Origin of the sequence: Cronobacter sakazakii, from assembly GCF_000982825.1 — a bacterium.
Classification (GTDB): Bacteria; Pseudomonadota; Gammaproteobacteria; order Enterobacterales; family Enterobacteriaceae; genus Cronobacter; species Cronobacter sakazakii.
Genome location: NZ_CP011047.1, coordinates 1,769,125 through 1,794,400 on the forward strand (window position 1 = coordinate 1,769,125; position 25,276 = coordinate 1,794,400).

Below are 25,276 nucleotides of genomic sequence, written 5' to 3' on the forward strand. Positions count from 1 at the left end.
TGTGCAAAGTGTAGATGTAGCGATTGTTGGCGGCGGCATGGTTGGGCTGGCGGTGGCCTGCGGGCTGGAAGGCAGCGGGCTGCGTGTCGCGGTGCTGGAGCAGCGCGCGCCGGAACCGCTGGAGGCGAGCGCGCCGCCAGCACTGCGGGTATCAGCGATTAACGCCGCCAGTGAAGCGTTGCTCAAAAAGCTTGATGTCTGGGATGCCATTCTTCGCCAGCGCGCTGCCGCCTATCACGGCATGGAAGTCTGGGAGAAAGACAGTTTCGGGCGCATCGCGTTTGATGACGCGTCGTTTGGCTTCAGCCATCTCGGGCACATTATTGAAAACCAGGCGATCCACTACGCGCTGTGGCAAAAAGCGCAGCAGTGTAAATCGGTGACGCTGATGGCACCCGCGACGCTGCAGCAGGTCGCGTGGGGAGAAAACGAAGCCTTCCTTACGCTTGAAGACGGCAACATGCTGACGGCGCGTCTGGTTATCGGCGCAGATGGCGCGAACTCCTGGCTGCGTACAAAAGCGGAAATTCCGCTGACGTCCTGGGATTATCAGCATCATGCGCTGGTCGCCACGATCCGCACCGATGAGCCGCATGGCGGCGTGGCGCGCCAGGTGTTCCACGGCGACGGTATTCTGGCGTTTTTGCCGCTAAGCGACCCGCATCTGTGTTCCATCGTCTGGTCACTTTCGCCTCAGGAAGCCGACCGGATGCAGCAGGCACCGGTGTCGACGTTTAATCAGGCACTCTGCGTGGCGTTCGATAATCGTCTCGGCTTATGCTCGCTTGAGAGCGAGCGTCAGGTCTTTCCGCTCACCGGGCGTTACGCGCGCCAGTTCGCCGCGCACCGTCTGGCGCTGGTCGGTGACGCGGCGCACACCATCCATCCGCTGGCCGGGCAGGGCGTTAACCTCGGCTTTATGGATGCCGCCGAACTGATAAGCGAACTGCGCCGTCTGCATCAGCAGGGCAAAGATATCGGCCAGCACCTTTATCTGCGCCGCTACGAGCGCAGCCGTAAACATGCCGCCGCGATGATGCTGGCGGGCATGCAGGGTTTCCGCGAGCTTTTCTCCGGCGCTAACCCGGCGAAAAAGCTGCTGCGCGATCTGGGCTTAACGCTTGCCGATAAATTGCCGGGCGTTAAACCGCAGTTGATTCGCCAGGCGATGGGGCTTAACGACCTGCCGGAGTGGTTGCGTTAACTGCGTCACACTTCTCTTTCCGGCGCACGGAAAGAGAAGTCTCTCCCCGTTTGAAATATTCTAATTTCACCCTCTTTTTCGGATTAGTTTTTTTAATCTCTGAATTTTTCTCTTTCCATTATTTTCCCTTCAAAACAGCGTTTTCTGCCCGGTTATTTTGATAAGGCGGCAAAGCGTTAGCGTTTTGACGGCACCTGAAACCATTCAGGCAGTGTTTCATGCTGCGGCGTGAAAAAGGATTTTGCGCCATAAGCTAATCTGATGACACAGCCTGGCTTATGGTTTACGCCCTCGTTCGGTGATAAGTTCAGATGCAAGTTAACGTTTGCGTCGCCGCCGGGATCGGCGTCGGCGCCGGGTTTCATTCAGCGCGTTGCGCCGTTCGAAACCCACACCAACCCGGCTGACAGGATGAGGAAAAGATGGCTCAACAAACCCCGTTGTATGAACAGCACAACCTCTGCGGCGCGCGCATGGTGGATTTCCACGGCTGGATGATGCCGCTGCATTACGGCTCGCAGATTGATGAGCACCATGCGGTGCGTAACGACGCGGGGATGTTTGATGTCTCCCATATGACCATTGTCGACCTGCGCGGCGCGCGTACCCGCGACTTCCTCCGTTACCTGCTGGCAAACGATGTGGCAAAGCTCACCCAGCCGGGCAAAGCGCTCTACACCGCCATGCTCAACGCCTCCGGCGGCGTGATTGACGACCTGATTGTCTACTTCATGACCGAGGACTATTTCCGCCTGGTGGTGAACTCCGCCACCCGTGAAAAAGACCTCGCCTGGATTAACGAGCACGCCGAGCCGTATGGCGTGTCCGTCACGGTGCGCGACGATCTCTCCCTTATCGCCGTCCAGGGGCCGAACGCGAAGGCGAAAGCCGCCACGCTCTTTACCGACGCGCAGCGTAAAGCCACAGAAGGCATGAAGCCGTTTTTCGGCGTACAGGCGGATGACCTGTTTATCGCCACCACCGGCTACACCGGCGAGGCGGGCTATGAAATCGCGATGCCGAATGAAAAAGCGGCCGGCTTCTGGAGCCAGCTTGTGGAAGCGGGCGTCAAACCGTGCGGGCTTGGCGCGCGTGATACGCTGCGCCTTGAGGCGGGCATGAACCTTTATGGCCAGGAGATGGACGAAGGCGTTTCGCCGCTCGCCGCCAATATGGGCTGGACGATCGCCTGGCAGCCGGAAGACCGCGCGTTTATCGGTCGCGATGCGCTGGAAGCCCAGCGTGAGAACGGCACGGAACAGCTGGTTGGTCTGGTGATGACAGAAAAAGGCGTGCTGCGCGGCGAGCTGCCGGTGCGTTTTACCGATGCCGATGGCAACGCCCGCGAAGGCATCATTACCAGCGGCACCTTCTCGCCAACGCTTGGCTACAGCATTGCGCTGGCTCGCGTTCCTGCGGGTATCGGCGATACTGCCATTGTGCAGATCCGCAACCGCGAAATGCCCGTGAAAGTCACTAAACCCATTTTCGTGCGCGCCGGTAAGCCGGTCACGCAGTAAGTTTTGTTATCAGGAGAGAAGCAATGAGCAATGTGCCAAACGAACTGAAATACAGCAAAGAACACGAATGGCTGCGTAAAGAAGCTGACGGCACTTACACCGTCGGGATCACCGAGCACGCGCAGGAACTGCTGGGCGACATGGTGTTTGTCGATCTGCCGGACGTCGGCACGACCGTTAACGCGGGTGATGACTGCGCCGTCGCGGAATCCGTCAAAGCCGCCTCCGACATCTACGCGCCGGTCAGCGGCGAGATTGTGGCCGTCAACGACGCGCTGAGCGATTCGCCGGAGCTGGTTAACAGCGAGCCTTACGGCCAGGGCTGGATCTTCAAAATCAAAGCCAGCGACGAGGCCGAAGTGGCTGCGCTGCTGGATGCCAGCGCGTATGAAGCGCTGTTAGAAGACGAGTAATTCACGGACCTCGCCCCTGCGTAACGTCAGGGGCAGGCGCGGGCGCGCTTCGCCTGCGCCGCTCCCGCCGGGAGCAAGACTGACCATCGCATTTATTTGCCTCACTGCACGTTTCAGGAAATATCGCCCATGACCCAGACCCTGAGCCACCTGGAAAATCGCGACGCTTTTATCGAGCGCCATATCGGACCGGGTGTTGACCAGCAGCAGGAGATGCTGCGCACCGTTGGCGCGGACTCGCTGGATGCGCTGATTTCGCAAATCGTTCCTGCGGATATCCAGCTTGCGACGCCGCCTGATGTCGGCGATGCCGCCACCGAATTCGCCGCGCTGGCGGAGCTGAAAGCCATCGCCGGGCGCAACAAGCGCTTTAAAAACTATATCGGCATGGGCTACACCTCAGTCCACACGCCGCCGGTTATTCTGCGCAATATGCTGGAGAATCCGGGCTGGTACACGGCCTATACGCCGTATCAGCCGGAGGTGTCGCAGGGGCGTCTGGAAGCGCTTTTGAACTTCCAGCAGGTGACGCTGGATCTGACGGGGCTTGATATCGCCTCCGCCTCGCTGCTCGATGAAGCCACCGCGGCGGCGGAAGCCATGGCGATGGCCAAACGCGTCAGCAAACTGAAAAACGCCAACCGTTTCTTCGTGGCGGCGGATGTGCATCCGCAGACGCTGGATGTGGTTCGCACCCGCGCCGAAACGTTCGGCTTTGAAGTGATCGTCGATGACGCGCCAAAAGCGCTCGATCATCAGGATCTCTTCGGCGTGCTGTTGCAGCAGGTCGGCACCACCGGTGAAGTGCATGACTACCGCGAACTGATTAGCGAGCTGAAATCCCGCAAAGTGATTGTGAGCGTGGCGGCCGATTTTATGGCGCTGGTGCTCCTGACCGCGCCTGGCAAACAGGGTGCGGATATCGTTTTCGGCTCCGCCCAGCGTTTTGGCGTGCCGATGGGCTACGGCGGCCCACACGCCGCGTTCTTTGCCGCCAGCGATGAATTTAAACGCTCTATGCCGGGGCGCATTATCGGCGTGTCAAAAGACGCCGCCGGGCGCACCGCGCTGCGTATGGCGATGCAGACTCGCGAGCAACACATTCGCCGCGAGAAAGCGAACTCCAATATTTGTACCTCTCAGGTGCTGCTGGCCAATATCGCAAGCCTCTACGCCGTGTTCCACGGCCCGGCAGGGCTGAAGCGCATCGCCAGCCGCATTCACCGCTTCGCCGATATTCTGGCGGCGGGCCTGCAACACAAAGGGCTGAAACTGCGTCACGCGACCTGGTTCGATACGCTGTGCGTCGAGGTGGCGGATAAAGCCACTGTTCTGGCGCGCGCCGAGGCCAGTGAAATCAACCTGCGCAGCGATATTCCGGGCGCAGTGGGCATCACCCTTGATGAAACCACAACCCGCGCCGATGTGCAGGCGCTGCTGCGCGTGGTCACGGGCGAGGACGCGACGTTTGATATCGACGCGCTGGATAAAGAGGTGGCGCATGACAGCCGCTCCATTCCGGCCGCAATGCTGCGCGATGACGCTATCCTGACGCATCCGGTCTTTAATCGCTATCACAGCGAAACCGAGATGATGCGCTATATGCACAGCCTCGAGCGTAAAGATCTGGCGCTGAACCAGGCAATGATCCCGCTTGGCTCCTGCACCATGAAACTCAACGCGGCGGCGGAAATGATCCCGATCACCTGGCCGGAATTCGCCGAACTGCATCCGTTCTGTCCGGCGGATCAGGCGGAAGGGTATCTGCAGATGATTGGGCAGCTCTCCGACTGGCTGGTGAAACTCACTGGTTATGACGCGCTCTGCATGCAGCCGAACTCCGGCGCGCAGGGGGAATACGCGGGACTGCTGGCGATTCGCCATTATCACGAGAGCCGTAACGAAGGCCATCGCGATATCTGCCTTATCCCGAGCTCCGCCCACGGCACCAACCCGGCTTCTGCACAGATGGCGGGGATGCAGGTGGTAGTGGTCGCCTGTGATAAACAGGGCAACATCGATCTCGCCGATCTGCGCGCCAAAGCCGAAACGGCGGGCGATAAGCTCTCCTGCATTATGGTGACGTACCCGTCCACCCACGGCGTGTATGAAGAAACCATCCGCGAGGTGTGCGACATCGTGCATCAGTACGGCGGCCAGGTTTACCTCGACGGTGCCAACATGAACGCTCAGGTAGGCATCACTTCGCCGGGTTACATCGGCGCGGATGTGTCGCACCTTAACCTGCACAAAACGTTCTGCATTCCGCACGGCGGCGGCGGCCCGGGCATGGGCCCGATTGGCGTGAAAGCACATCTGGCGCCGTTTGTACCGGGCCACAGCGTGGTACAGATTGAAGGCATGCTGACCTCGCAGGGCGCGGTTTCCGCCGCGCCTTTCGGCAGCGCGTCGATTCTGCCGATTAGCTGGATGTATATCCGCATGATGGGATCGCAGGGGCTGAAAAAAGCGAGCCAGACGGCCATCCTCAACGCGAATTACATCGCAAGCCGCCTGAAAGACGCCTATCCGGTGCTCTACACCGGCCGTGATGGCCGCGTGGCGCACGAATGTATTCTGGATATTCGTCCGCTGAAAGAGGCGACCGGTATCAGCGAGCTGGATATCGCCAAGCGTCTTATCGACTACGGCTTCCACGCGCCGACCATGTCCTTCCCTGTCGCGGGTACGCTGATGGTTGAACCGACCGAATCGGAAAGCAAAGTTGAGCTGGACCGCTTTATCGACGCGATGCTGGCTATTCGTGGCGAAATTGACCGCGTGGCGCAGGGCGAATGGCCGCAGGACGACAACCCGCTGGTGAACGCGCCGCACGTGCAGCGCGAACTGGCGCAGGAGTGGGAACACGCCTATAGCCGCGAGCTGGCGGCTTTCCCGGCAGGTTTTGAGAATAAATACTGGCCGACCGTGAAGCGTCTCGATGACGTCTACGGCGACCGTAATCTGTTCTGCTCCTGCGTGCCGATGAGCGAGTATCAGTAACGTCAGGCTTTAAATACAGACCACAGAGGGCGCTCCGGCGCCCTTTTTTATTCTGTAGCGCCCGTTTTTATAGCCACACTACCTGATTGGTAGAGTGTTCCTGTGGCGCGCGGATGGGTAAGGTACTGCAAGCTTTCTGTATCCCATACCATGAAAAGGAGAGAAGTATGTCCGTTGCACTTATCACCGGCGCGAGCCGCGGCATTGGCAGAGCGACGGCGCTTCTGCTGGGCGCGCAGGGCTACACCGTGGCGGTCAATTATCTGCATAACGCCGCGGCGGCACAGGAGGTAGTTGAGCGCATCGTGGCGAGCGGCGGACGTGCGTTTGCCATTCAGGCCGACATCAGCGACGAGCCGCAGGTGATGGCCATGTTCCGTGAGATTGATGAGCAGGACGAGCCGCTGGGTGTCCTGGTCAATAACGCGGGCGTGCTGTTTACCCAGTGTATGACGGAGAACCTGACGGCGGAGCGTATCAACAAAGTGCTGGCGACCAACGTAACGGGCTACTTTCTGTGCTGCCGTGAGGCCGTGAAGCGTATGGCGCATCATCACGGCGGGCAGGGCGGCGCGATTGTCAATGTGTCGTCCGCCGCCTCGCGGCTTGGCGCGCCCGGCGAATATGTCGATTACGCGGCATCAAAAGGGGCGGTGGATTCGCTGACCATTGGGTTGTCGCTGGAAGTGGCGGCGCAGGGTATCCGCGTCAACGGCGTGCGTCCGGGCCTTATCTATACCGATATTCATGCCAGCGGCGGCGAGCCGGGGCGCGTTGACCGTGTGAAATCCGCCCTGCCGATGCAGCGTGGCGGGCAGCCAGAAGAGGTGGCGGAAGCGATCGCCTGGTTGTTGAGTGATAAAGCCTCGTACGTGACGGGGAGTTTTCTCGATCTCGCTGGCGGGAAATAGGGGCGTTTAAGGCGGGTGCGCTGCGCTTACCCGCCCTACGTTCGGCCAAACGCTATTGTAGGGTGGGTAAGCGCAGCGCACCCACCGGATAGTCGCGCCACGCCAGCAAATCCGGCCGGTTTTCAGCATCGTAGTGTGGGTAAGCGCAGCGCACCCACCGGGATAGCTGTGCCACGGCTGCAAACCTGGCGCAACTCTCCGCGGTAACATCACATCAAAGCGTCTCGCCGTTGCTCGCAATCACCGCTTTATACCAGGCAAAACTCTTTTTGCGCGAGCGCGACATATCGCCCGTACCGTCGTCGTGCTTATTCACATAAATAAAGCCGTAGCGTTTGCTGTACTGTCCGGTGGTAAACGACACGCAGTCGATACAGCCCCACGGCGTATAGCCCATCAGATCGACGCCATCATACGTCACCGCTTTCATCATCTGCTCAATGTGGGCGCGCAGATAATCGATGCGGTAATCGTCATTAATGCTGCCATCCGCTTCCACGTTGTCATACGCGCCGAAGCCGTTCTCCACAATGAACAGCGGCTTCTGATAGCGCTCGTAAAGCTCGCACAGCGCGTAGCGCAGGCCCACAGGGTCAATCTGCCAGCCCCAGTCGGAGGCTTTCACATGCGGGTTCGGCACGCTGCCCTGGAAACCGCTCAGCGCATCGCCGCTGCCGCCGTCGGCTTTCACTGCGTTGGTCATGTAATAGCTGAAACCCAGGTAATCGCAGCAGCCTTCACGCAGGATTTGCGCGTCGCCTTCTTCCATCTTGATATTGAAACCACGGCGCTCCCACTCGTTCAGCACGTAAGAGGGGTAGTAACCGCGCAACTGAACGTCGGTAAACACATAACGCTCGCGCATCGATTCCTGCGCATACATTACGTCTTCCGGTTTGCAGGAGAACGGATAGAGCGGCACCATCGCCAGCATGCAGCCGATTTGCATCTCCGGGTTGATGCGATGGCCGATTTTCACCGCCATAGCGCTCGCCACGAACTGATGATGCAGCACCTGATACATCGTCTCTTCCGGGTTGTCGTGCTCGGTGTAAACGACGCCGGAACAGCAGTAGCCGAACAGCGGCGCGCGCCAGTTGCGCTGGTTGTTGATCTCATTAAAGGTCATCCAGTATTTGACCTTATTCTTGTAGCGCTCAAACACCACTTCGGCGAAGCGGACAAAGAAATCCACCACTTTGCGGTTGGTCCAGCCGCCATACTGCTTCACCAGATGCAGCGGCATTTCAAAGTGAGAAAGCGTAATCACCGGTTCGATATTGTATTTCAACAGCTCATCGAACATATCGTCGTAGAACTGAAGGCCCGCTTCGTTAGGCTGCGTCTCGTCGCCGTTGGGGAAAATACGCGTCCAGGCGATCGATGTGCGGAAACACTTAAAACCCATTTCGGCGAAGAGTTTAATGTCTTCTTTGTAATGACCGTAAAAGTCGACGGCTTCATGGTTCGGATAATATTTGCCCGGCACCACCTCCTGCGTAATTTCACGCGGTACGCCATGCGCGCCGCCGGTCAGGACGTCACAGATGCTTGGTCCTTTGCCGCCCTGATCCCAGCCGCCTTCTACCTGATGCGCCGCGACCGCGCCGCCCCATAAAAAGTCTTTCGGTAATTTAAGCTGTTTCATCGTGTCATCTCATTAACAGAAATAGTAAAAGGGAATAATAACGATAAAGTTATTGAGGCTGATTGCGAGTCTAACAAAGGAAAAAGAAATGTCACGCTATAACAAATAGCGCATGGTGTGACTTGTTACAAATGAAAAACAGGATGTTTTTTTATGCGAGTTTTTTCGCCAGCTTGCGACCGAGTGTTTCGAGAATATAAATAACGGGGATTTGCGTCGTAATATCATACACGCCCGCGATACGCGTTTGCGGAATATGCCAGGAGAGATTAAAGTCCGCGAGTTTCGCCAGCGATGAGTTCTCGTGGCTGGTAACAGAGAGCACTTTGCAGTTATGCAGGCTAAACTGGCTGGCAAAACGCAGGATCTCTTCTGTCTCGCCAGACACTGAAAGCACAATCGCCAGCGCATTTTTCGCCATGTCACTGGTGACCGGAAAATAGGGGTCATCGATATGGTTACTGAATTTACCGACGTTTGAGAAGAATCGTGCGCCATATTTAGCAAGCGCGCCGGAGGTTCCTGCACCAACGAAAATAATACGCTCAGACTGTAAAATAATGTCGGTCGCCCGATCCAGTAGCGCGTCAAATTCATCATTATTTACGCTTCGGAAAAAACTAATTATTTCGCTGGCACCAAAATTGGCCTGCTGCGGTTCATTTTGTTCCAGATATAATTTAAAGCGTACGCGGAATTCAGAATATCCATCGCAATTCATCTTGCGGCAAAAACGCAGCACGGTGGTGGTGGAGACGCCTGCCGCATCCGCCAGTTCGCGAATGGTCATGTACATGACCTTATCACGGTTTTTGACCACAAAATTGTAAACCATCATCTCAAGATTATTGAGGCTGGCGACAGCGGAATGGGTAAACATCGTCACGGCGCAACATCCTTTGGTCAAAGCGTTCGGGCTCCGGCACGGGCACTCTCAGCCGCATCGGTTCGCTTATGCTGCCATAATTTACGCAGGCGCGCGTCACTCTTTGCGCCGCGAATAGCGCCTGCGCGCCATCAGACTTATCATAGGCCGTTACTTTGAGAGAGAGACAATGAAAAACGACATCACGTTTTATACCCGTTTCCAGCAGGACATCCTGGCGGGCACGAAGACCATTACCATCCGTGACGAGAGCGAAGCGCACTTCACGCCAGGCCAGCGGCTGCGCACCGGCCGTTATGAAGATAATGGCTACTTCTGCACGCTGGAGGTTCTGAGCGTGACGCCGGTCACGTTAGCACAGTTGGATGAGGAACACGCGCGGCAGGAGAACATGACGCTGGCTGAACTCAAAAAAGTTATCGCTGACATTTATCCGGGAAAAAATGAGCTGTATGTGGTTGCTTTTAAAAAGGTTGAAGGGTAACGCCCGGCGTTGCGGCGAACGTTGAACAAAACGGTAACGGACTGTCACAGATTTATTTTAGCGAACAGGTGTTCACTGGAATCATTCTCAGTTAGGCTATGTGGGCTGCGTTTTTTTTATTCAGTTTTACCGGAGTCGCCACATGGTTCGTAAACCATTACTTGCGCAGGGATATTCACTGGCTGAGGAGATAGCCAACAGCATCAGTCACGGGATTGGACTGGTGTTCGGGATAGTCGGACTTGTCCTGTTACTTGTTCAGGCCGTGGACAGCAATGCCAGCGCCACCGCCATTACCAGTTACAGCCTCTATGGCGGCAGCATGATTTTGCTGTTTCTCGCCTCGACGCTGTACCACGCCATACCGCATGCGCGCGCCAAAACCTGGCTTAAAAAGTTTGACCACTGCGCGATTTATCTATTGATTGCAGGCACTTATACGCCGTTTTTGCTGGTAGGGCTGAAATCCTCACTGGCACACGGCCTGATGATTGTCATCTGGAGCCTGGCGCTGCTTGGCATCCTGTTTAAGCTCACAATCGCACATCGCTTCAAAGTGCTGTCGCTGGTCACTTATCTGACGATGGGCTGGCTGTCGTTGGTGGTGATTTATCAGATGGTGATGAAACTCGCGCCTGGCAGCGTCACGCTGCTCGCGGCAGGGGGCATTATCTATTCGCTGGGCGTCATTTTTTATGTCTGTAAGCGGATCCCGTACAATCACGCCATCTGGCACGGCTTCGTGCTGGGCGGCAGCGTTTGCCATTTTCTGGCCATTTACCTCTACATTCGCTGAGGATTGCGCGCTGCGCAAATCGCTTCACTCACTCCCTCGAAGACCCACCGCCAGGCGGCAGATGCCCCTGGCGGCGTGACTGCTTTTATAAAGCCATCAGACGGTTACGCTTCTTCAAGCGAGTAGGGCAGCGGTTCGATGTGCAACGTATGCGCACCGCTCTCTTCGCGAACGCGGAAGAGCGTACCGGCTTCCAGATCGTTATTCATCACTACCTGCGCCAGCAGACGCCCGTCATCCAGCTGTACAGCGGCAAGCACGGTGCCGGTGCGACGCCAGTTCTCACCCATCTGCATTTCGATATCTTCGCCAGGCTGCGGCACACGGCTGCCGTGGCCTGCCAGATACCAGAGCGCGCGTTTATTCGCACCGCGGAATTTTGCCCGTGCCACCATCTCCTGGCCTGCATAACAGCCTTTTTTGAAGCTGATGCCGCCCAGCGCCTGAATGTTGGTTGCCTGTGGAATAAACTGATTGCTGTTCGGCGCGTCGATCACCGGGAAACCGGCTTCGATATCAAGCGCCAGCCACTGCGCGCTGGCGTTGAGCTGCGCTTCGCCATGGAGTTTGTCACTCAGCTGGCTTGCGGTTTCAGCATCAGTAATCACCATAAAACGCTCTGCCGGCAGGCCGAACCACAAAAGTGTGGTGGCACCGTCCACGACACGCGGATTCTGCTCATCCGGTAGCGTAGCGAAATGGTTCGCCAGCGCCGCACGCGCCTGGAAACCGGCTACACCCAGCAGCACGGCGTCGTCGTTCGGCGCGATGGTGACTTTTGAGAACACCGCATATTTTTTCATTTCCGCGAGCTGCGTGTCACGCACGCTGCGGCGTTCAATCCAGGCGAAACCGTCGCCATGACGGAACAGGCGCAGGTTGCTCCACATTTTGCCTTTGGCATCGCAGTGCGCCACCAGCAGATGCTGATTCTCGCCAAGCTCGGTAACGTCCGCCGTCACCTGGCCCTGCAAATATTTTTCGCTGTCCGGGCCCGTTATCGTCGCCAGCGCCCAGTCTTCCAGCGAAATGAGCGTCAGCGGCAGGCGCGCGCTGGCGGCTGGCTGACGGGGAGGAAATGGAGTAAATGCCATAAATAAAGTCCCAGTGTGCTATCGCAATAATGCTCCACATGAGTGGAGAGATAGCTTCATATTGTTAAAGAGCGGGCGAAGTTTGCAAGCCTTTTAGCATTCCCTTTTGTGCCGTTAATGCATTCTTCGAGACGGCTCGAAAGAAAAAATGTCGATTGCATCAGAGACGTCATATTCAGGATAACGCCTCGCAAATACGCACATTCGGCTGAAGGATGGATGAAAAACGGGTTACACTAGCAGCCGTCATCCAATGGTGGTTTAGCAGGTAAAAGACATGGATATTAATAATAAAGCCCGTATTCACTGGGCATGTCGCAGAGGTATGCGCGAGCTGGATATTTCCATCATGCCTTTCTTTGAATATGACTATGACTCCCTGAGCGACGAAGACAAACGCGTTTTTGTCCGCCTGCTGGAGTGTGACGATCCTGATTTATTCAACTGGCTGATGAATCACGGCAAGCCAGCTGATTCGGAGCTGGCGCGAATGGTGGAATTAATCCAGCAGCGGAATCAGGCACGTGGTCCTGTGGCACTCTGATCTTCGCGTTTCATGGCGCTCGCAGTGGCTATCGCTGCTGCTGCACGGCGCCGTGGCCGTTATTATTTTGCTGCTCCCCTGGCCGCTGCGGTATCTGCCCGTGTGGATGCTGTTGCTGTCTCTGGTGGTGTTTGACTGCGTACGTAGCCAGCGGCGTATCAATGCGTTCCAGGGCGAGGTCAGCCTGACGGCTGATTATCACCTTCGCTGGCAGGGCGTTGACTGGCAGATTTGCGCCACGCCCTGGATGCTGCGCAGCGGAATGATGCTGCGGCTGGGTCATCCTAAAACGACACGCCGCCATCATGTCTGGCTGGCGGCGGATAGCATGACGGAAGCAGAGTGGCGCGATTTGCGTCGCCTTCTGTTGCAACAGCCCGTAGGCGACAAACGCTAATGAAGCCCTGAAATCAGGAGAAGTGCGCCGCCATTTCGCCGAGGATTTGCTCGCACCAGCTTTCGATACGGGCGTCGCTCAGGTCATACTGGTTGGTTTCATCCAGCGCGAGGCCGACGAAAAGCTCACCATCGGCGATAACGGGTTTGGCGCTCGTGAACTCATAGCCTTCTGTAGGCCAGTAGCCGACAAACTTCACGCCCTTAGGGCTCAGTTTGTCATGTAGCATGCCGAGCGCGTCGAGGAACCATTCGCCATAGCCTAACTGATCGCCCATGCCGTACAGCGCCACGATTTTTCCGTCGAGGTTTAGTGCGTCCAGCTGTTCCCAGATGGCTTCCCAGTCTTCCTGGAGTTCGCCGAAATCCCAGGTAGGAATGCCGAGGATCAGCACATCATACTGTTCCATGAGCGTCGGCGAGTCGTCTTTAAGGTTATGCAGCGTGACCAGTTCGGGACCAATAATATCGCGGATTTTCTCAGCCGCCATTTCGGTGTAACAGGTGCTGGAACCATAAAAAAGACCAATGTTCATAACGATAACGTCTCATTTCCTATTCTGCAGAAGCGTCAGTGTATCAGATCCCGCTTCCTGTCAGGCATAATGCAGCGACCGGGAGCGTAAGAGAGGTGGCAGTGGAACAGGATTTAGTCCGTATCGAACAATTTCTCGATGCGCTCTGGCTTGAGCGCAACCTGGCCGAGAACAGCCTGAGCGCGTACCGGCGGGATCTCAGCATGGTCGTGGAGTGGTTGCACCATCGCGGGTTATCCCTGGTAACGGCACAGAGCGGCGATCTCCAGACGCTGCTGGCAGAGCGCGTCGAAGGCGGTTATAAGGCGACCAGCACTGCGCGTATGCTCAGTGCAGTACGTCGGTTGTTTCAGCATCTCTACCGTGAAAAAATTCGCGACGACGATCCGAGCGCGTTGCTGGCGTCGCCTAAGCTGCCGCAGCGTCTGCCAAAAGATTTAAGCGAAGCGCAGGTGGAAAGACTCCTTCAGGCGCCGACGGTCGAAGAGCCGATTGAGCTGCGTGATAAAGCCATGCTGGAAGTGCTCTATGCCACCGGTTTGCGTGTCTCTGAACTGGTCGGGTTGACCATGAGCGATGTGAGCCTGCGCCAGGGCGTGGTACGCGTTATCGGTAAAGGCAACAAAGAGCGGCTGGTGCCGCTTGGCGAAGAGGCCGTTTACTGGCTTGAACAGTATCTCACGCACGGCCGCCCGTGGCTGCTTAACGGGCAATCGCTGGATATCCTCTTTCCAAGCAACCGCGCCCGGCAGATGACCCGTCAGACCTTCTGGCATCGCATCAAACATTATGCTCAACTGGCGGGCATTGATAGTGAAAAGCTTTCGCCGCACGTTCTACGCCATGCGTTCGCAACGCATCTGTTAAATCATGGCGCCGATTTGCGCGTGGTACAGATGCTTTTAGGCCATAGCGATCTTTCCACCACGCAGATCTATACGCACGTGGCGACGGAACGGTTGCGGCAACTTCATCAACAGCACCACCCCAGAGCGTGAGTGCCGAATTTAAGGACATGTTATGAAAAAAACTATTGCGCTGCTCTCCGTTACGCTGGCGGCTTTTTCAGGATTTGCCCAGGCGGATGACGCGGCCATCAAACAGTCACTCACCAAACTGGGTGTGGCAAATGCCGAAATTCAGCCCTCTCCGCTGGCAGGCATGAAAACCGTACTGACCGAAAGCGGCGTTATCTATGTCACCGAAGACGGCAAACATATCATTCAGGGCCCGCTGTATGACGTCAGCGGTGGCCAGCCGGTCAACGTGACCAATCAGATGCTGATGACCAAACTCAACGCGCTCGAAAAAGAGATGATTGTTTATAAAGCGCCGCAGGAAAAACATGTCATCACCGTCTTTACCGATATCACCTGTGGCTATTGCCATAAGCTGCACGAAGAGATGAAAGACTATAACGCGCTGGGCATCACCGTGCGCTACCTGGCTTTCCCGCGTCAAGGGCCGCGCAGCGAAACAGCGAAAGATATGCAGGCTATCTGGTGCGCGAAAGATCGTAATAAAGCCTTCGATAACGCGATGAGCGGAGGCAAAGTTGAAGCGGCAAGCTGCGACGTCGACACCGCGAAACATTATGAGCTCGGCGTGCAGTTTGGCGTCCAGGGCACACCGGCGATCGTGCTGAGCAACGGCGCGATGGTGCCGGGCTATCAGGGGCCAAAAGAGATGAAAGCGTTTCTTGATGAGCATCAGAAACAGCTTCAGGCGAGCGGAAAGTAACGGGTGAGCAGACAGACACAACTTCGCAGGCGTTCTCCGGATGAGTCTATTACGCTGCCGGATACCCTGCCGCCGCTGCTGCGCAGGCTCTATGCCAGCCGCGGCGTGCGCGGCGCGCAGGAGCTTGAGCGCAGCGTAAAAGGCATGCTCCCCTGGCAGCAGCTCTGCGGCATCGATAAAGCCGTTGCGATGTTGCATGACGCGCTGCGCGAAGGGCTGCGCATTATCGTTGTCGGCGATTTCGATGCGGACGGTGCTACCAGCACCGCGCTTAGTGTGCTGGCGCTTCGCGCGCTTGGCGGCAGCAACGTGGCGTATCTGGTGCCTAACCGGTTTGATGACGGTTATGGGCTGAGCCCGGAAGTGGTCGATCAGGCCCACGCGCGCGGCGCGCAGATGATCCTGACCGTTGATAACGGCATTTCATCTCATGCGGGTGTCGCGCGCGCGCATGAACTGGGCATTCCGGTGCTGGTTACCGATCACCACTTACCCGGCGATACGCTTCCGGCGGCGGGCGCTATCATCAATCCGAACCTCGCGGAGTGTACCTTTCCTTCGAAATCACTCGCAGGCGTCGGCGTCGCGTTTTACCTGATGCTGGCGCTGCGCGCGCATTTGCGAACCGTCGGCTGGTTTACGGAAAAGGGTATTCCGGAGCCGAATCTCGCGGAGTTTCTTGATCTGGTGTCGCTTGGCACTGTCGCAGACGTGGTGCCGCTGGATGCCAACAACCGCATTCTTATCTGGCAGGGGCTGAGCCGCATCCGGGCAGGTAAATGCCGCCCTGGCATTCGCGCGCTGCTGGAAATAGCCAATCGCGAGGCGCACCGACTGACCGCAAGCGATCTCGGTTTTGCGCTGGGCCCGCGTCTTAACGCGGCAGGCAGGCTGGATGATATGTCTGTCGGCGTCGCGCTGCTTCTGTGCGACAACATCGGCGAAGCGCGCATGCTGGCAAACGAGCTGGACGCGCTGAACCAGACCCGCAAAGAGATTGAGCAGGGAATGCAGGCGGAGGCGTTAACGCTCTGCCAGCAGCTTGAGCGCAGCGGGGAAACGCTGCCGAGCGGAATTGCGATTTTCCATCCCGAATGGCATCAGGGCGTGGTCGGCATTCTCGCCTCGCGTATCAAAGAGCGTTTTCACCGCCCGGTTATCGCGTTTGCGCCTGCGGGCGAGGGGATACTCAAAGGCTCGGGCCGTTCGGTGCAGGGGCTACATATGCGCGACGCGCTGGAGCGTCTCGACACGCTTTATCCCGGTATGATGCTTAAATTCGGCGGCCATGCGATGGCGGCAGGACTTTCGCTTGAAGAGGCGCGTTTCCCGGAGTTTCAGGCGCGTTTCGCACAGCTGGTTAACGACTGGTTAGATCCGGCGATGTTGCAGGGCGAAATATGGTCTGACGGCGCGCTCGCGCCACAGGAGATGACGCTGGAAGTGGCTGAGATGCTGCGCGACGCGGGCCCGTGGGGGCAGATGTTTCCGGAGCCGCTGTTTGACGGGCGTTTTCGCATTCTGCAGCAGCGTCTGGTCGGCGAGCGTCATCTCAAGCTGATGCTGGAGCCGGTCGGCGGTGGGCCATTGCTTGACGGCATCGCGTTTAACGTCGATACCACCTGCTGGCCCGACCCCGGCGTGCGTGAAGTCGAGCTTGCCTATAAGCTTGATGTGAATGAGTTTCGCGGCAACCGCAGCCTGCAATTAATTATTGACCATCTCTGGCCCGTTTAGCGCCAGGATAAACTATAAAAGGCGGCGTAAATCCGGTAAACTTTCCGTTTTACGACCGCATTTTGCCCATCTTCATCACTAAAAGATTCTACAGCCATGTTTGAAATTAACCCGGTAAAGAACCGCATTCAGGACCTCACGGAGCGCTCAGACGTTCTTAGGGGGTATCTTTGACTACGATGCTAAGAAAGAGCGTCTTGAAGAAGTAAACGCCGAGCTGGAACAGCCGGACGTCTGGAACGAGCCCGAGCGCGCGCAGGCGCTGGGTAAAGAGCGTTCATCCCTTGAAGCTATCGTCGAGACGCTGGATCAAATGTCCCAGGGGCTCGATGACGTCGCGGGCCTGCTTGAGCTTGCCGTTGAAGCGGACGATGAAGAAACCTTCAATGAAGCGGTAGCCGAGCTGGATCAGCTTGAAGCCAAACTCGCGCAGCTCGAATTCCGCCGCATGTTCTCCGGCGAATATGACAGCGCCGACTGCTACCTGGATATTCAGGCTGGCTCCGGCGGCACCGAAGCGCAGGACTGGGCCAGCATGCTGCTGCGCATGTATCTGCGTTGGGCCGAAGCGCGCGGCTTTAAAACAGAAATCATTGAAGAGTCCGAAGGCGAAGTGGCTGGCCTTAAATCCGCCACCATTAAAATCTCCGGCGATTACGCATTCGGCTGGTTGCGCACGGAAACCGGCGTACATCGTCTGGTGCGTAAGAGCCCGTTTGACTCCGGCGGTCGTCGCCACACCTCCTTCAGCTCCGCGTTTGTCTACCCGGAAGTGGAAGACGATATCGATATCGAAATCAACCCGGCGGATCTGCGTATCGACGTGTACCGCGCGTCAGGCGCGGGTGGTCAGCACGTTAACCGTACGGAATCCGCGGTGCGTATTACCCACATTCCGACCGGTACGGTCACACAGTGTCAGAACGACCGTTCGCAGCACAAAAACAAAGACCAGGCCATGAAGCAGATGAAGGCGAAGCTGTACGAGCTGGAAATGCAGAAGAAAAATGCTGAGAAGCAGGCGCTGGAAGATAACAAGTCCGACATCGGCTGGGGCAGCCAGATCCGCTCCTACGTGCTGGACGATTCCCGTATCAAAGATCTGCGCACCGGCGTTGAAACCCGCAACACACAGGCGGTGCTGGACGGCGATCTGGATAAATTCATCGAAGCAAGTCTGAAAGCAGGGTTATGAGGAACCAACATGTCTGAACAACAAGCACAAGGCGCAGAAGCGGCGGTCGATCTTAATAACGAACTGAAAACGCGCCGCGAGAAGCTGGCTGCGCTTCGCGAACATGGCGTCGCGTTTCCGAACGATTTTCGTCGCGACCATACCTCAGACCAACTGCACGCTGACTTCGATGGTAAAGAAAACGAAGAGCTGGAAGCGCTGAACATTGAGGTCTGCGTGGCAGGCCGTATGATGACCCGTCGTATTATGGGTAAAGCGTCCTTCGTTACGCTGCAGGATGTTGGCGGCCGTATTCAGCTGTATGTCGCGCGCGACGATCTGCCGGAAGGCGTTTACAACGAGCAGTTCAAAAAATGGGATCTCGGCGATATCCTGGGTGCCCGCGGTAAGCTGTTTAAAACCAAAACCGGCGAGCTTTCCATTCACTGCACCGAGCTGCGTCTGCTGACTAAAGCGCTGCGCCCGCTGCCGGATAAATTCCACGGTCTGCAGGATCAGGAAGCGCGCTACCGCCAGCGTTACCTCGATCTCATCGCGAACGATGAATCCCGCAAAACCTTTAAAGTGCGCTCGCAGATCCTGGCGGGTATCCGTCAGTTCATGGTTGGCCGCGGCTTTATGGAAGTGGAAACCCCGATGATGCAGGTGATCCCGGGTGGCGCGTCCGCGCGTCCGTTCGTGACGCACCACAACGCGCTGGATCTCGACATGTATCTGCGTATCGCGCCGGAGCTGTACCTCAAGCGTCTGGTCGTGGGCGGTTTCGAGCGCGTGTTTGAGATCAACCGTAACTTCCGTAACGAAGGCATCTCTGTGCGCCATAACCCTGAGTTCACTATGATGGAACTCTATATGGCGTATGCGGATTACAAAGATCTGATCGAGCTGACCGAATCCCTGTTCCGTACTCTGGCGCAGGATGTGCTCGGCACCACGCAGGTGCCTTACGGCGAAGAGACGTTTGATTTCGGCAAGCCGTTTGAAAAACTGACCATGCGCGAAGCCATCAAGAAATACCGCCCGGAAACCGATTTAGCGGATCTGGATGATTTCGAGAAGGCCAAAGGCATTGCGCAGGCAGTCGGCATTAAAGTTGAGAAAAGCTGGGGTCTCGGCCGCGTTGTGACCGAAATCTTCGAGGAAGTGGCCGAAGCGCACCTGATTCAGCCGACCTTCATCACCGAATACCCGGCAGAAGTCTCTCCGCTGGCGCGTCGTAATGATGAAAACCCGGAAATCACTGACCGCTTTGAATTCTTCATCGGCGGCCGCGAAATCGGCAACGGCTTTAGCGAGCTGAACGACGCGGAAGACCAGGCGCAACGCTTCCAGGATCAGGTTGCCGCAAAAGACGCGGGCGATGACGAAGCGATGTTCTACGACGAAGACTACGTCACCGCGCTGGAGCACGGCTTGCCGCCGACGGCGGGTCTCGGCATCGGGATCGACCGTATGGTGATGCTGTTTACCAACAGCCACACTATCCGTGACGTTATCCTGTTCCCGGCGATGCGTCCGGTGAAATAAGCCATCCGGCTTTATCGTGAAAGCCGCGCGCTCCTTCGGGACGCGCGGCTTTTCTTTTAGGGTTACGGGTTTGGGTCATCCGGGCGTAGCTGCTAAGATAACCGCCGTTATTTCAAGGTGTCACTGAATTAAGGAGCCGTTTTGAACACGGACTGGCTGGCCGCCCGCACAATTCTGAAAACGCTGTGTTTACTGTTTTGCCTGTTTCTGACTGCCTGTTCCAGCAACAAAGCGGGCGTCTCAGATGCGACAAAAGGCGGCTATAGCGGCTCTGTCTATACGGTCAAACGAGGCGACACTCTCTATCGCATTTCCCGCATTACCGGATCCAGCGTCAGCGAACTGGCGCGACTGAACGGTCTCTCTGCGCCTTACACGATTGAGGTTGGGCAGCGGCTGCGCGTGAGCAGTTCCTCTGGTTCAGCCTCTTCCCGTAAAACCGCCTCCCGCCAGACAACGGCCGCACGCAAAACCGCCTCGTTACCGAAAGTGGACGCGCCACCGCCGGGTCAACGCTGCTGGCGCTGGCCGACCAGCGGTAAAGTGGTGATGGGATATTCAACCGCTGATGGCGGCAATAAAGGCATCGATATCGCCGGCCGCCGCGGCCAGCCGATTTACGCCTCGGCAGCGGGCAGGGTGGTCTATGTCGGCAATCAGCTGCGCGGTTACGGGAATCTCATCATGATTAAACATAATGAAGAGTACATCACCGCCTACGCGCACAACGACACGATGCTGGTGAACAATGGCCAGCAGGTGAAAGCGGGGCAGAAAATCGCGACGATGGGCAGCACCGGCTCCGATTCCGTCGGCCTGCATTTCCAGTTGCGCTATCGTGCGACGGCCATCGACCCACTGCGCTACCTGCCGCCGCAGGGCAAATCGCCTTCCTGTTAACGGTATACCGCCCGCCTGCGCGCGGGCGGTTGCTTATAAATCCGTCAGTTAACGTGCCGGGGGCTTGTCAGCCATGGGTGAAGGCCTATAATGCTTATCGCACCTCATCGCGGGCGTAGTTCAATGGTAGAACGAGAGCTTCCCAAGCTCTATACGAGGGTTCGATTCCCTTCGCCCGCTCCAGAATCCTTCCTGGCACTCCCTGATTTCTGTGTAATAACACATTTATGTTATGACACTGCACAGGTGCTTAAGACAGGCTGAACATGCCCTGTTCTCACAAATCCTGTTAAGTAATTCATTATGTATGGTGTCCTGACCTTTCAGGATAATGGCTCTGCTGCCTGGCGTTGTTCCATTTTCATTGCGCCAATCCTCCCTGACAAAAATTTAAGCCCTGCAACTGTCTGTCATCACGCTATTCAGTGAGCCAGCAAACAAAAAAGCGCCTGATAATATTTATCAGTGAAGCGGTGGGGAGCCACATGAATCATGCTGACGCATTAATATGTCATCACAGATATCAGGTAAAACTATAAATGCGGTGAACCTGCCGATGACTTTTATCATGGTGCTAATCTTTCTGGAGCGTTAAACATCAAGTCTGCTTTCTGGTCACAGCATCCGATTTGCCCATACTGTTAATATCCCCCTGCGTAACTAACTCCCTGATTGCCGGGTCTGTTTTTCTTCTATAAGATTTTTCTTTTCGGAGGATAAATATGTCGGTTACTGATGCTCTGCTTGCCTATACTCTTGCGGCGACGCTGTTAACCCTGACGCCGGGGCTGGATACGGCGCTCATATTGCGAACCGCGGCGGCGGACGGGGGTAAGAAAGCCGTTCAGGCGGCGCTTGGCATCGATGTTGGCTGTTTTATCTGGGGCGCGCTGGTGGCGTTTGGTCTGGGAGCGCTGTTCGCTGTGTCTGAAATGGCGTACTCCATTCTGAAATGGTGCGGCGCAGGCTATCTCTGCTGGCTCGGTATTCAGATGCTGCTGCGCCCGCGCGCCACGTTTGATACCCGCGTGGGAAATGAAGCGCGCGCCAGCAACAGTTTTCTGCGCGGTATGCTGGGCAACGTACTGAACCCGAAAATGGGCGTGTTCTATGTCTCCTTTCTGCCGCAGTTTATCCCGGCCGGGCATTCGCCGATGGTCTGGACATTCCTGCTGGTGGCCATCCATGCGCTGATCGGCACACTCTGGTCGCTGACGCTGATTGTCGCAACTCGTTACGCGTCAGGCGTACTAAAAAAACCAGGCGTGGTGAAATGGATGGATCGCGTCACTGGTGGGGTGTTCCTGCTGTTTGCCGTAAAGCTGGCCTTAAGTAAACGCTAATGCGGTGCTGGCGCCAGCGCGTTTAAGAATATTAAACGTAAATAAGCTCTTTCTTTAGTGGTTTTATTAATGCGCCGTCTCATTGTGAAAAAATAAGGCGGCGCGCAATCAAGTTTTTACTATGCTGATCGTAACGTTATCTCTGGTGCGTGTTATCAGAATGGAAACATATCCGCTTCCTGAAAGGCCCGAAGAGGCCATCAATCAGCTTATCGACGCCCTGAAAATTAGCGGTGAACTGCGTCGTTTCGCCAGTGGTGCGCATATTCCTGTGCAGCCTGATCATATTACTGTGATAGAGCAGGGCGCACTGTCGATGCACCGCATGATGGATGGCCTGATGATGATCGAGTCGACGCGGCCTCAGTTGCTCGGCATCACCTACAATAATCAGTTCAGCCACCATTTCACGATTAAAGCCGAATCAGTTTGTGAGGCGCGTCTGGTGCCGCGTAGCGATTTTGAAGCCATTATTGAGACGCGTCAGCTCTGGCGCGAACTGTTGCTGGTCGTCTCCTGGTACTACGATGTGCTTTACTGGAAGAGTTACCACTATCTTGGGCGGCAATCCTATACGCTTATTCGCAACTGCTTAATAGAGCTGGCAGCCAAAAACGAGCAGGAGCGAGAGGAGATTAACGCCTGTGATTTTATTCGTGGTAAAACCAATCTTTCTCAAAGTTATATTCTCAAAGTCTTAAGCGATTTAAGAAAAGGCGACTACATCGATATTTCACGCGGACGCCTTAAATCAATTAATAAACTGCCAGAACGCTATTAGCTCTGCGTCACTGCCTTAAACCTGTGCCGACGCCCGATGGGGTGCGGCGCAGATTCCTTGTGATACCCCTCACCAATTTTTAAACATTTACGAAATGATTTTATAACAAGCGGCTACTATGTCCCGGTTCACTTCCCGGAGATAACAATGAAAGATGTGGTAATTGTCGGGGCTGCTCGCACGCCCATTGGCTGCTTTCAGGGCCAGCTTACGCGTCGCTCGGCGGTCGAGCTCGGCGCGGTGGTCATTGAGGCACTGCTGACGCGCACCGGGCTTAACCCTCAGGATGTCGATGAGGTTATCCTGGGCCAGGTGCTGACGGCAGGCGCAGGCCAGAATCCGGCGCGGCAGACTGCGCTCAACAGCGGCCTGCCGTGGTCGGTTTCGGCGATTACCATCAATGATGTGTGCGGCTCTGGCCTGAAGGCGCTGCATCTGGCGACGCAGGCGATCCAGTGCGGTGAGGCGGATGTGGTGATTGCTGGCGGTCAGGAAAATATGAGCCGCGCGCCGCATGTGCTGACCGAAGGGCGCACCGGCGGGCCCGGCGACAGCCATATTATCGACAGCCTGGTGCATGATGGGTTGTGGGATGCGTTTAACGATTACCATATGGGCGTCACGGCGGAAAATCTGGCGCGCGAATATAACATCAGCCGTGAACATCAGGATGCTTACGCGCTTGCATCACAGCATAAAGCGCGGGTCGCTATCGACAGCGGACGCTTTCGTGACGAAATCGTGCCCGTCGTGATCGAACAGATGCAGGGCGCGCCGTTGGTGGTCGATACCGACGAGCAGCCACGCGCCGATACCAGCGCGGAAGGGCTGGCGCGCCTGTCGCCCGCCTTTGACCGGCTGGGAAGCGTTACTGCGGGCAACGCCTCGTCAATGAATGATGGCGCGGCGGCGGTGCTGATGATGAGCGCCAGCAAGGCGCAGGAAATGGGGCTGCCGGTGCTCGCGCGCATACGCGCTTTCGCAAGCGTGGGCGTTGATCCGGCTCTGATGGGCATCGCGCCGGTCTACGCTACGCGGCGCTGTCTGGAGCGCGCGGGCTGGCAGCTCAATGATGTCGATCTTATCGAGGCCAATGAGGCATTCGCGGCACAGACGTTGTCGGTCGGTAAGCTACTGGAGTGGGACGAGCGCAAGGTGAACGTTAACGGCGGTGCGATTGCCCTGGGACATCCGATTGGCGCGTCCGGCTGCCGCATTCTGGTTTCTCTGGTCCATGAGATGGTGAAGCGTCAGGCTCGCAAAGGGCTCGCCACGCTTTGCATTGGTGGCGGCCAGGGCGTGGCGTTGGCGATTGAACGCGATTAATCCTTTCCTTTCTTATTAAGAAATGTGCCGTCACTTCACGGCGCACTTTCTTTGTCAGCTAATAGTATTGAAAGAGCAATTATATTCCTGATATCAGTTGCTCTGTTTACTATTTCCTTCATTTAAGTTAATTCGCAGATTGCAGTCACTATCGCCGCTTTTCATGGGTGAATTTAAAAACAAACTGTGACTCAAAACATCATTTTATGGTCGTTTGTTGATTTTTTATTGAGCGCAATCACGTGCTTTCTTTTCGTTATTTTTGAAACAAAGTATTGCGATCCGGATCGCTAAAATAACCAATATTAAAAAATAAAATACAGTTTCATAAAAAAGAAACGATATTTCATTGAGGGTATTTTATGTTTAATAAAGCTCTGGTACTGACTGTCCTCTGTGGTTCATCATTCGCGGCGCAAGCCGTAACCGTTGATTTACGTCACGAGTACATTGATAGCGGAATCAATGCCGATCGCGTTGCGGTTTCACATCGTTTTGATAATGGATTTGGTTTTTCCGTGGAGGCGAAATGGAAAACCGGCGGAGACGATCAGTCGCGTCCATTTAATGAAGTCGTGGGTAACGGTCATGAAGATCAGATAAGCTGGCGCTGGAAAGCAACCGACGCTATCGCTATCACGCCAGCATTTACTATTGAAAGTGTTGATAGTAAAACCATTTATAAGCCAAACATCCATGTGCAGTACAGCTTTGAGAATGGCTTCTATGTCGCGGCCCGTTATCGTTATGAGTATACCCGCGTCCCGGAAGGTAAAGATGATGACGATAAAGTTAACCGTGGTGATGCCTGGGTAGGATTTGCGCTCGGCGACTGGCGCACTGAGCTGAACTATGTGTATGCCCAGAGCGAAGAAGGCTTTACCCGTAATAACGGGAAAAACTATTCCAACGAATATAACGCCAAAGTGGCTTATAAAATTGATAAAAACTGGGCACCTTATTTTGAAGTCGGAAATATTGGCGTAAAAGAGTCTGACGAGCGCCAGACGCGTTTACGTGTCGGCGTGGCATACAGCTTCTGATAAAATTAGCCTCCGCCAGTGCGGGGGCGTTAATTCTGTTTTGCTGTTTCCTGATAGCGTGCTCCTGAGAATAAGCACACCGCCCATGCAGGGGCGGTTTTTTTATGCCCGCTGTAAATTATTTTTTTTCGCATGCGCTCATTCTTATTAAGCTGCCGGGTTTACCTTAAACATGAAAAAATAAAAAAGCCCTCCAGGAGAGGAGGGCAAAGGTCAGTAATGGAAACAGGACGCTTATTATTATGACAC

At 56.0% G+C, this 25,276-nt stretch carries 23 protein-coding genes and 1 tRNA gene; 20 read left to right on the forward strand and 4 right to left on the reverse strand.

From position 1 onward, the window contains the following. Position 1: 1 nt before the first annotated feature. From ubiI to CSK29544_RS08365, 5 genes are all read left to right on the forward strand, one after another. Positions 2-1,204: an FAD-dependent 2-octaprenylphenol hydroxylase gene (gene ubiI, locus CSK29544_RS08340; RefSeq protein ID WP_007892620.1), complete on the forward strand. Its 1,203-nt coding sequence runs from the start codon at positions 2-4 to the stop codon at positions 1,202-1,204. Between the two features lie 422 nt (positions 1,205-1,626). After that, positions 1,627-2,724: a glycine cleavage system aminomethyltransferase GcvT gene (gene gcvT / locus CSK29544_RS08350; protein WP_029039028.1), complete on the forward strand. Its 1,098-nt coding sequence runs from the start codon at positions 1,627-1,629 to the stop codon at positions 2,722-2,724. A 23-nt stretch (positions 2,725-2,747) separates the two neighbouring features. Continuing rightward, positions 2,748-3,137 carry a glycine cleavage system protein GcvH gene (gene gcvH / locus CSK29544_RS08355; RefSeq protein ID WP_004385667.1) on the forward strand — a complete coding sequence of 130 codons (390 nt, stop codon included), beginning with the start codon at positions 2,748-2,750 and terminating at the stop codon, positions 3,135-3,137. Positions 3,138-3,266: 129 nt separating this feature from the next. Further along, positions 3,267-6,140: an aminomethyl-transferring glycine dehydrogenase gene (gcvP, locus tag CSK29544_RS08360; protein ID WP_007892615.1), complete on the forward strand. Its 2,874-nt coding sequence runs from the start codon at positions 3,267-3,269 to the stop codon at positions 6,138-6,140. A gap of 167 nt (positions 6,141-6,307) precedes the next feature. Then, positions 6,308-7,051, forward strand: a complete 744-nt coding sequence (locus CSK29544_RS08365; protein ID WP_007892613.1) for an SDR family oxidoreductase — start codon at positions 6,308-6,310, stop codon at positions 7,049-7,051. 214 nt (positions 7,052-7,265) lie between these two features. Here CSK29544_RS08365 and CSK29544_RS08370 read toward each other — a convergent pair whose 3' ends face one another. Together CSK29544_RS08370 and CSK29544_RS08375 are read right to left on the reverse strand one after the other, a co-directional pair. Further along, entirely contained in the window at positions 7,266-8,699 is a 1,434-nt protein-coding gene (locus CSK29544_RS08370; RefSeq protein WP_007892604.1) for a 6-phospho-beta-glucosidase, read from the reverse strand. A 151-nt stretch (positions 8,700-8,850) separates the two neighbouring features. Then, entirely contained in the window at positions 8,851-9,579 is a 729-nt protein-coding gene (locus tag CSK29544_RS08375) for a MurR/RpiR family transcriptional regulator (protein ID WP_032975612.1), read from the reverse strand. Positions 9,580-9,754: 175 nt separating this feature from the next. On the opposite strand from CSK29544_RS08375, the gene yqfB reads away from it, so the two are divergent. After that, the gene (gene yqfB / locus CSK29544_RS08380) at positions 9,755-10,069 is read left to right on the forward strand and encodes a N(4)-acetylcytidine aminohydrolase (protein WP_007892602.1); all 315 of its coding nucleotides are present in this window, start codon (positions 9,755-9,757) and stop codon (positions 10,067-10,069) included. 142 nt (positions 10,070-10,211) lie between these two features. Further along, on the forward strand, positions 10,212-10,865 hold the full coding sequence (gene trhA / locus CSK29544_RS08385; RefSeq protein WP_007777939.1) for a PAQR family membrane homeostasis protein TrhA: 654 nt from the start codon (positions 10,212-10,214) through the stop codon (positions 10,863-10,865). A 104-nt stretch (positions 10,866-10,969) separates the two neighbouring features. Here the strand turns inward: trhA and ygfZ are convergent, their stop codons facing one another. Next, a complete protein-coding gene (gene ygfZ / locus CSK29544_RS08390; RefSeq protein WP_007892600.1) occupies positions 10,970-11,959 on the reverse strand; it encodes a tRNA-modifying protein YgfZ in 990 nt (329 codons plus the stop codon). Positions 11,960-12,236: 277 nt separating this feature from the next. On the opposite strand from ygfZ, the gene sdhE reads away from it, so the two are divergent. Next, entirely contained in the window at positions 12,237-12,503 is a 267-nt protein-coding gene (gene sdhE, locus CSK29544_RS08395) for an FAD assembly factor SdhE (protein WP_007892598.1), read from the forward strand. Further along, positions 12,484-12,900 carry a protein YgfX gene (locus CSK29544_RS08400; protein WP_029039029.1) on the forward strand — a complete coding sequence of 139 codons (417 nt, stop codon included), beginning with the start codon at positions 12,484-12,486 and terminating at the stop codon, positions 12,898-12,900. The genes sdhE and CSK29544_RS08400 overlap by 20 nt, the downstream gene beginning before the upstream one ends. Before the next feature lie 13 nt (positions 12,901-12,913). Here CSK29544_RS08400 and fldB read toward each other — a convergent pair whose 3' ends face one another. Continuing rightward, positions 12,914-13,435 carry a flavodoxin FldB gene (gene fldB, locus CSK29544_RS08405; protein WP_004385676.1) on the reverse strand — a complete coding sequence of 174 codons (522 nt, stop codon included), beginning with the start codon at positions 13,433-13,435 and terminating at the stop codon, positions 12,914-12,916. A gap of 101 nt (positions 13,436-13,536) precedes the next feature. On the opposite strand from fldB, the gene xerD reads away from it, so the two are divergent. The 11 genes from xerD (at position 13,537) to CSK29544_RS08460 (ending at position 25,027) form a co-directional block, all read left to right on the forward strand. Continuing rightward, positions 13,537-14,433 carry a site-specific tyrosine recombinase XerD gene (xerD, locus tag CSK29544_RS08410; RefSeq protein WP_007892593.1) on the forward strand — a complete coding sequence of 299 codons (897 nt, stop codon included), beginning with the start codon at positions 13,537-13,539 and terminating at the stop codon, positions 14,431-14,433. A 22-nt stretch (positions 14,434-14,455) separates the two neighbouring features. Further along, a complete protein-coding gene (gene dsbC, locus CSK29544_RS08415) occupies positions 14,456-15,175 on the forward strand; it encodes a bifunctional protein-disulfide isomerase/oxidoreductase DsbC (protein ID WP_004385678.1) in 720 nt (239 codons plus the stop codon). A 3-nt stretch (positions 15,176-15,178) separates the two neighbouring features. Beyond that, complete coding sequence (gene recJ, locus CSK29544_RS08420; RefSeq protein WP_007870697.1) at positions 15,179-16,912, forward strand: single-stranded-DNA-specific exonuclease RecJ; 1,734 nt, start codon at positions 15,179-15,181, stop codon at positions 16,910-16,912. Positions 16,913-17,008: 96 nt separating this feature from the next. Then, a protein-coding gene (prfB, locus tag CSK29544_RS08425; protein WP_097564053.1) for a peptide chain release factor 2 occupies positions 17,009-18,107 on the forward strand; the annotation gives its coding sequence in 2 pieces (ribosomal slippage) (positions 17,009-17,083 and positions 17,085-18,107; 1,098 coding nt in all). Positions 18,108-18,116: 9 nt separating this feature from the next. After that, positions 18,117-19,634 (forward strand): lysine--tRNA ligase, encoded by a 1,518-nt coding sequence (gene lysS / locus CSK29544_RS08430; RefSeq protein WP_007870695.1) that lies wholly within the window; start codon positions 18,117-18,119, stop codon positions 19,632-19,634. Positions 19,635-19,775: 141 nt separating this feature from the next. Then, positions 19,776-20,534, forward strand: a complete 759-nt coding sequence (gene actS / locus CSK29544_RS08435) for an amidase activator ActS (RefSeq protein ID WP_029039031.1) — start codon at positions 19,776-19,778, stop codon at positions 20,532-20,534. Between the two features lie 109 nt (positions 20,535-20,643). Further along, positions 20,644-20,717 (forward strand) — tRNA-Gly (locus tag CSK29544_RS08440). Between the two features lie 539 nt (positions 20,718-21,256). Then, on the forward strand, positions 21,257-21,877 hold the full coding sequence (locus tag CSK29544_RS08445) for a LysE family translocator (RefSeq protein WP_004385683.1): 621 nt from the start codon (positions 21,257-21,259) through the stop codon (positions 21,875-21,877). A 121-nt stretch (positions 21,878-21,998) separates the two neighbouring features. Further along, positions 21,999-22,658: a helix-turn-helix domain-containing protein gene (locus CSK29544_RS08450; protein WP_029039032.1), complete on the forward strand. Its 660-nt coding sequence runs from the start codon at positions 21,999-22,001 to the stop codon at positions 22,656-22,658. 147 nt (positions 22,659-22,805) lie between these two features. Further along, entirely contained in the window at positions 22,806-23,984 is a 1,179-nt protein-coding gene (locus CSK29544_RS08455; protein WP_007892582.1) for an acetyl-CoA C-acetyltransferase, read from the forward strand. A gap of 362 nt (positions 23,985-24,346) precedes the next feature. Next, entirely contained in the window at positions 24,347-25,027 is a 681-nt protein-coding gene (locus CSK29544_RS08460; protein WP_007892579.1) for an oligogalacturonate-specific porin KdgM family protein, read from the forward strand. The last annotated feature ends 249 nt before the right edge of the window (positions 25,028-25,276 follow it).

What these genes read in the sequence shown, in the direction of transcription:
- CSK29544_RS08460 (WP_007892579.1), top strand. Translation starts at nt 24,347, where the DNA reads ATGTTTAATAAAGCTCTGGTACTGACTGTCCTCTGTGGTTCATCATTC.
- dsbC (WP_004385678.1), top strand. Translation starts at nt 14,456, where the DNA reads ATGAAAAAAACTATTGCGCTGCTCTCCGTTACGCTGGCGGCTTTTTCA.
- lysS (WP_007870695.1), top strand. Translation starts at nt 18,117, where the DNA reads ATGTCTGAACAACAAGCACAAGGCGCAGAAGCGGCGGTCGATCTTAAT.
- gcvH (WP_004385667.1), top strand. Translation starts at nt 2,748, where the DNA reads ATGAGCAATGTGCCAAACGAACTGAAATACAGCAAAGAACACGAATGG.
- CSK29544_RS08445 (WP_004385683.1), top strand. Translation starts at nt 21,257, where the DNA reads ATGTCGGTTACTGATGCTCTGCTTGCCTATACTCTTGCGGCGACGCTG.
- CSK29544_RS08365 (WP_007892613.1), top strand. Translation starts at nt 6,308, where the DNA reads ATGTCCGTTGCACTTATCACCGGCGCGAGCCGCGGCATTGGCAGAGCG.
- CSK29544_RS08450 (WP_029039032.1), top strand. Translation starts at nt 21,999, where the DNA reads ATGCTGATCGTAACGTTATCTCTGGTGCGTGTTATCAGAATGGAAACA.
- CSK29544_RS08370 (WP_007892604.1), bottom strand. Translation starts at nt 8,699, where the DNA reads ATGAAACAGCTTAAATTACCGAAAGACTTTTTATGGGGCGGCGCGGTC.
- CSK29544_RS08375 (WP_032975612.1), bottom strand. Translation starts at nt 9,579, where the DNA reads ATGTTTACCCATTCCGCTGTCGCCAGCCTCAATAATCTTGAGATGATG.
- gcvP (WP_007892615.1), top strand. Translation starts at nt 3,267, where the DNA reads ATGACCCAGACCCTGAGCCACCTGGAAAATCGCGACGCTTTTATCGAG.
- fldB (WP_004385676.1), bottom strand. Translation starts at nt 13,435, where the DNA reads ATGAACATTGGTCTTTTTTATGGTTCCAGCACCTGTTACACCGAAATG.
- yqfB (WP_007892602.1), top strand. Translation starts at nt 9,755, where the DNA reads ATGAAAAACGACATCACGTTTTATACCCGTTTCCAGCAGGACATCCTG.
- sdhE (WP_007892598.1), top strand. Translation starts at nt 12,237, where the DNA reads ATGGATATTAATAATAAAGCCCGTATTCACTGGGCATGTCGCAGAGGT.
- gcvT (WP_029039028.1), top strand. Translation starts at nt 1,627, where the DNA reads ATGGCTCAACAAACCCCGTTGTATGAACAGCACAACCTCTGCGGCGCG.
- ygfZ (WP_007892600.1), bottom strand. Translation starts at nt 11,959, where the DNA reads ATGGCATTTACTCCATTTCCTCCCCGTCAGCCAGCCGCCAGCGCGCGC.
- CSK29544_RS08455 (WP_007892582.1), top strand. Translation starts at nt 22,806, where the DNA reads ATGAAAGATGTGGTAATTGTCGGGGCTGCTCGCACGCCCATTGGCTGC.
- trhA (WP_007777939.1), top strand. Translation starts at nt 10,212, where the DNA reads ATGGTTCGTAAACCATTACTTGCGCAGGGATATTCACTGGCTGAGGAG.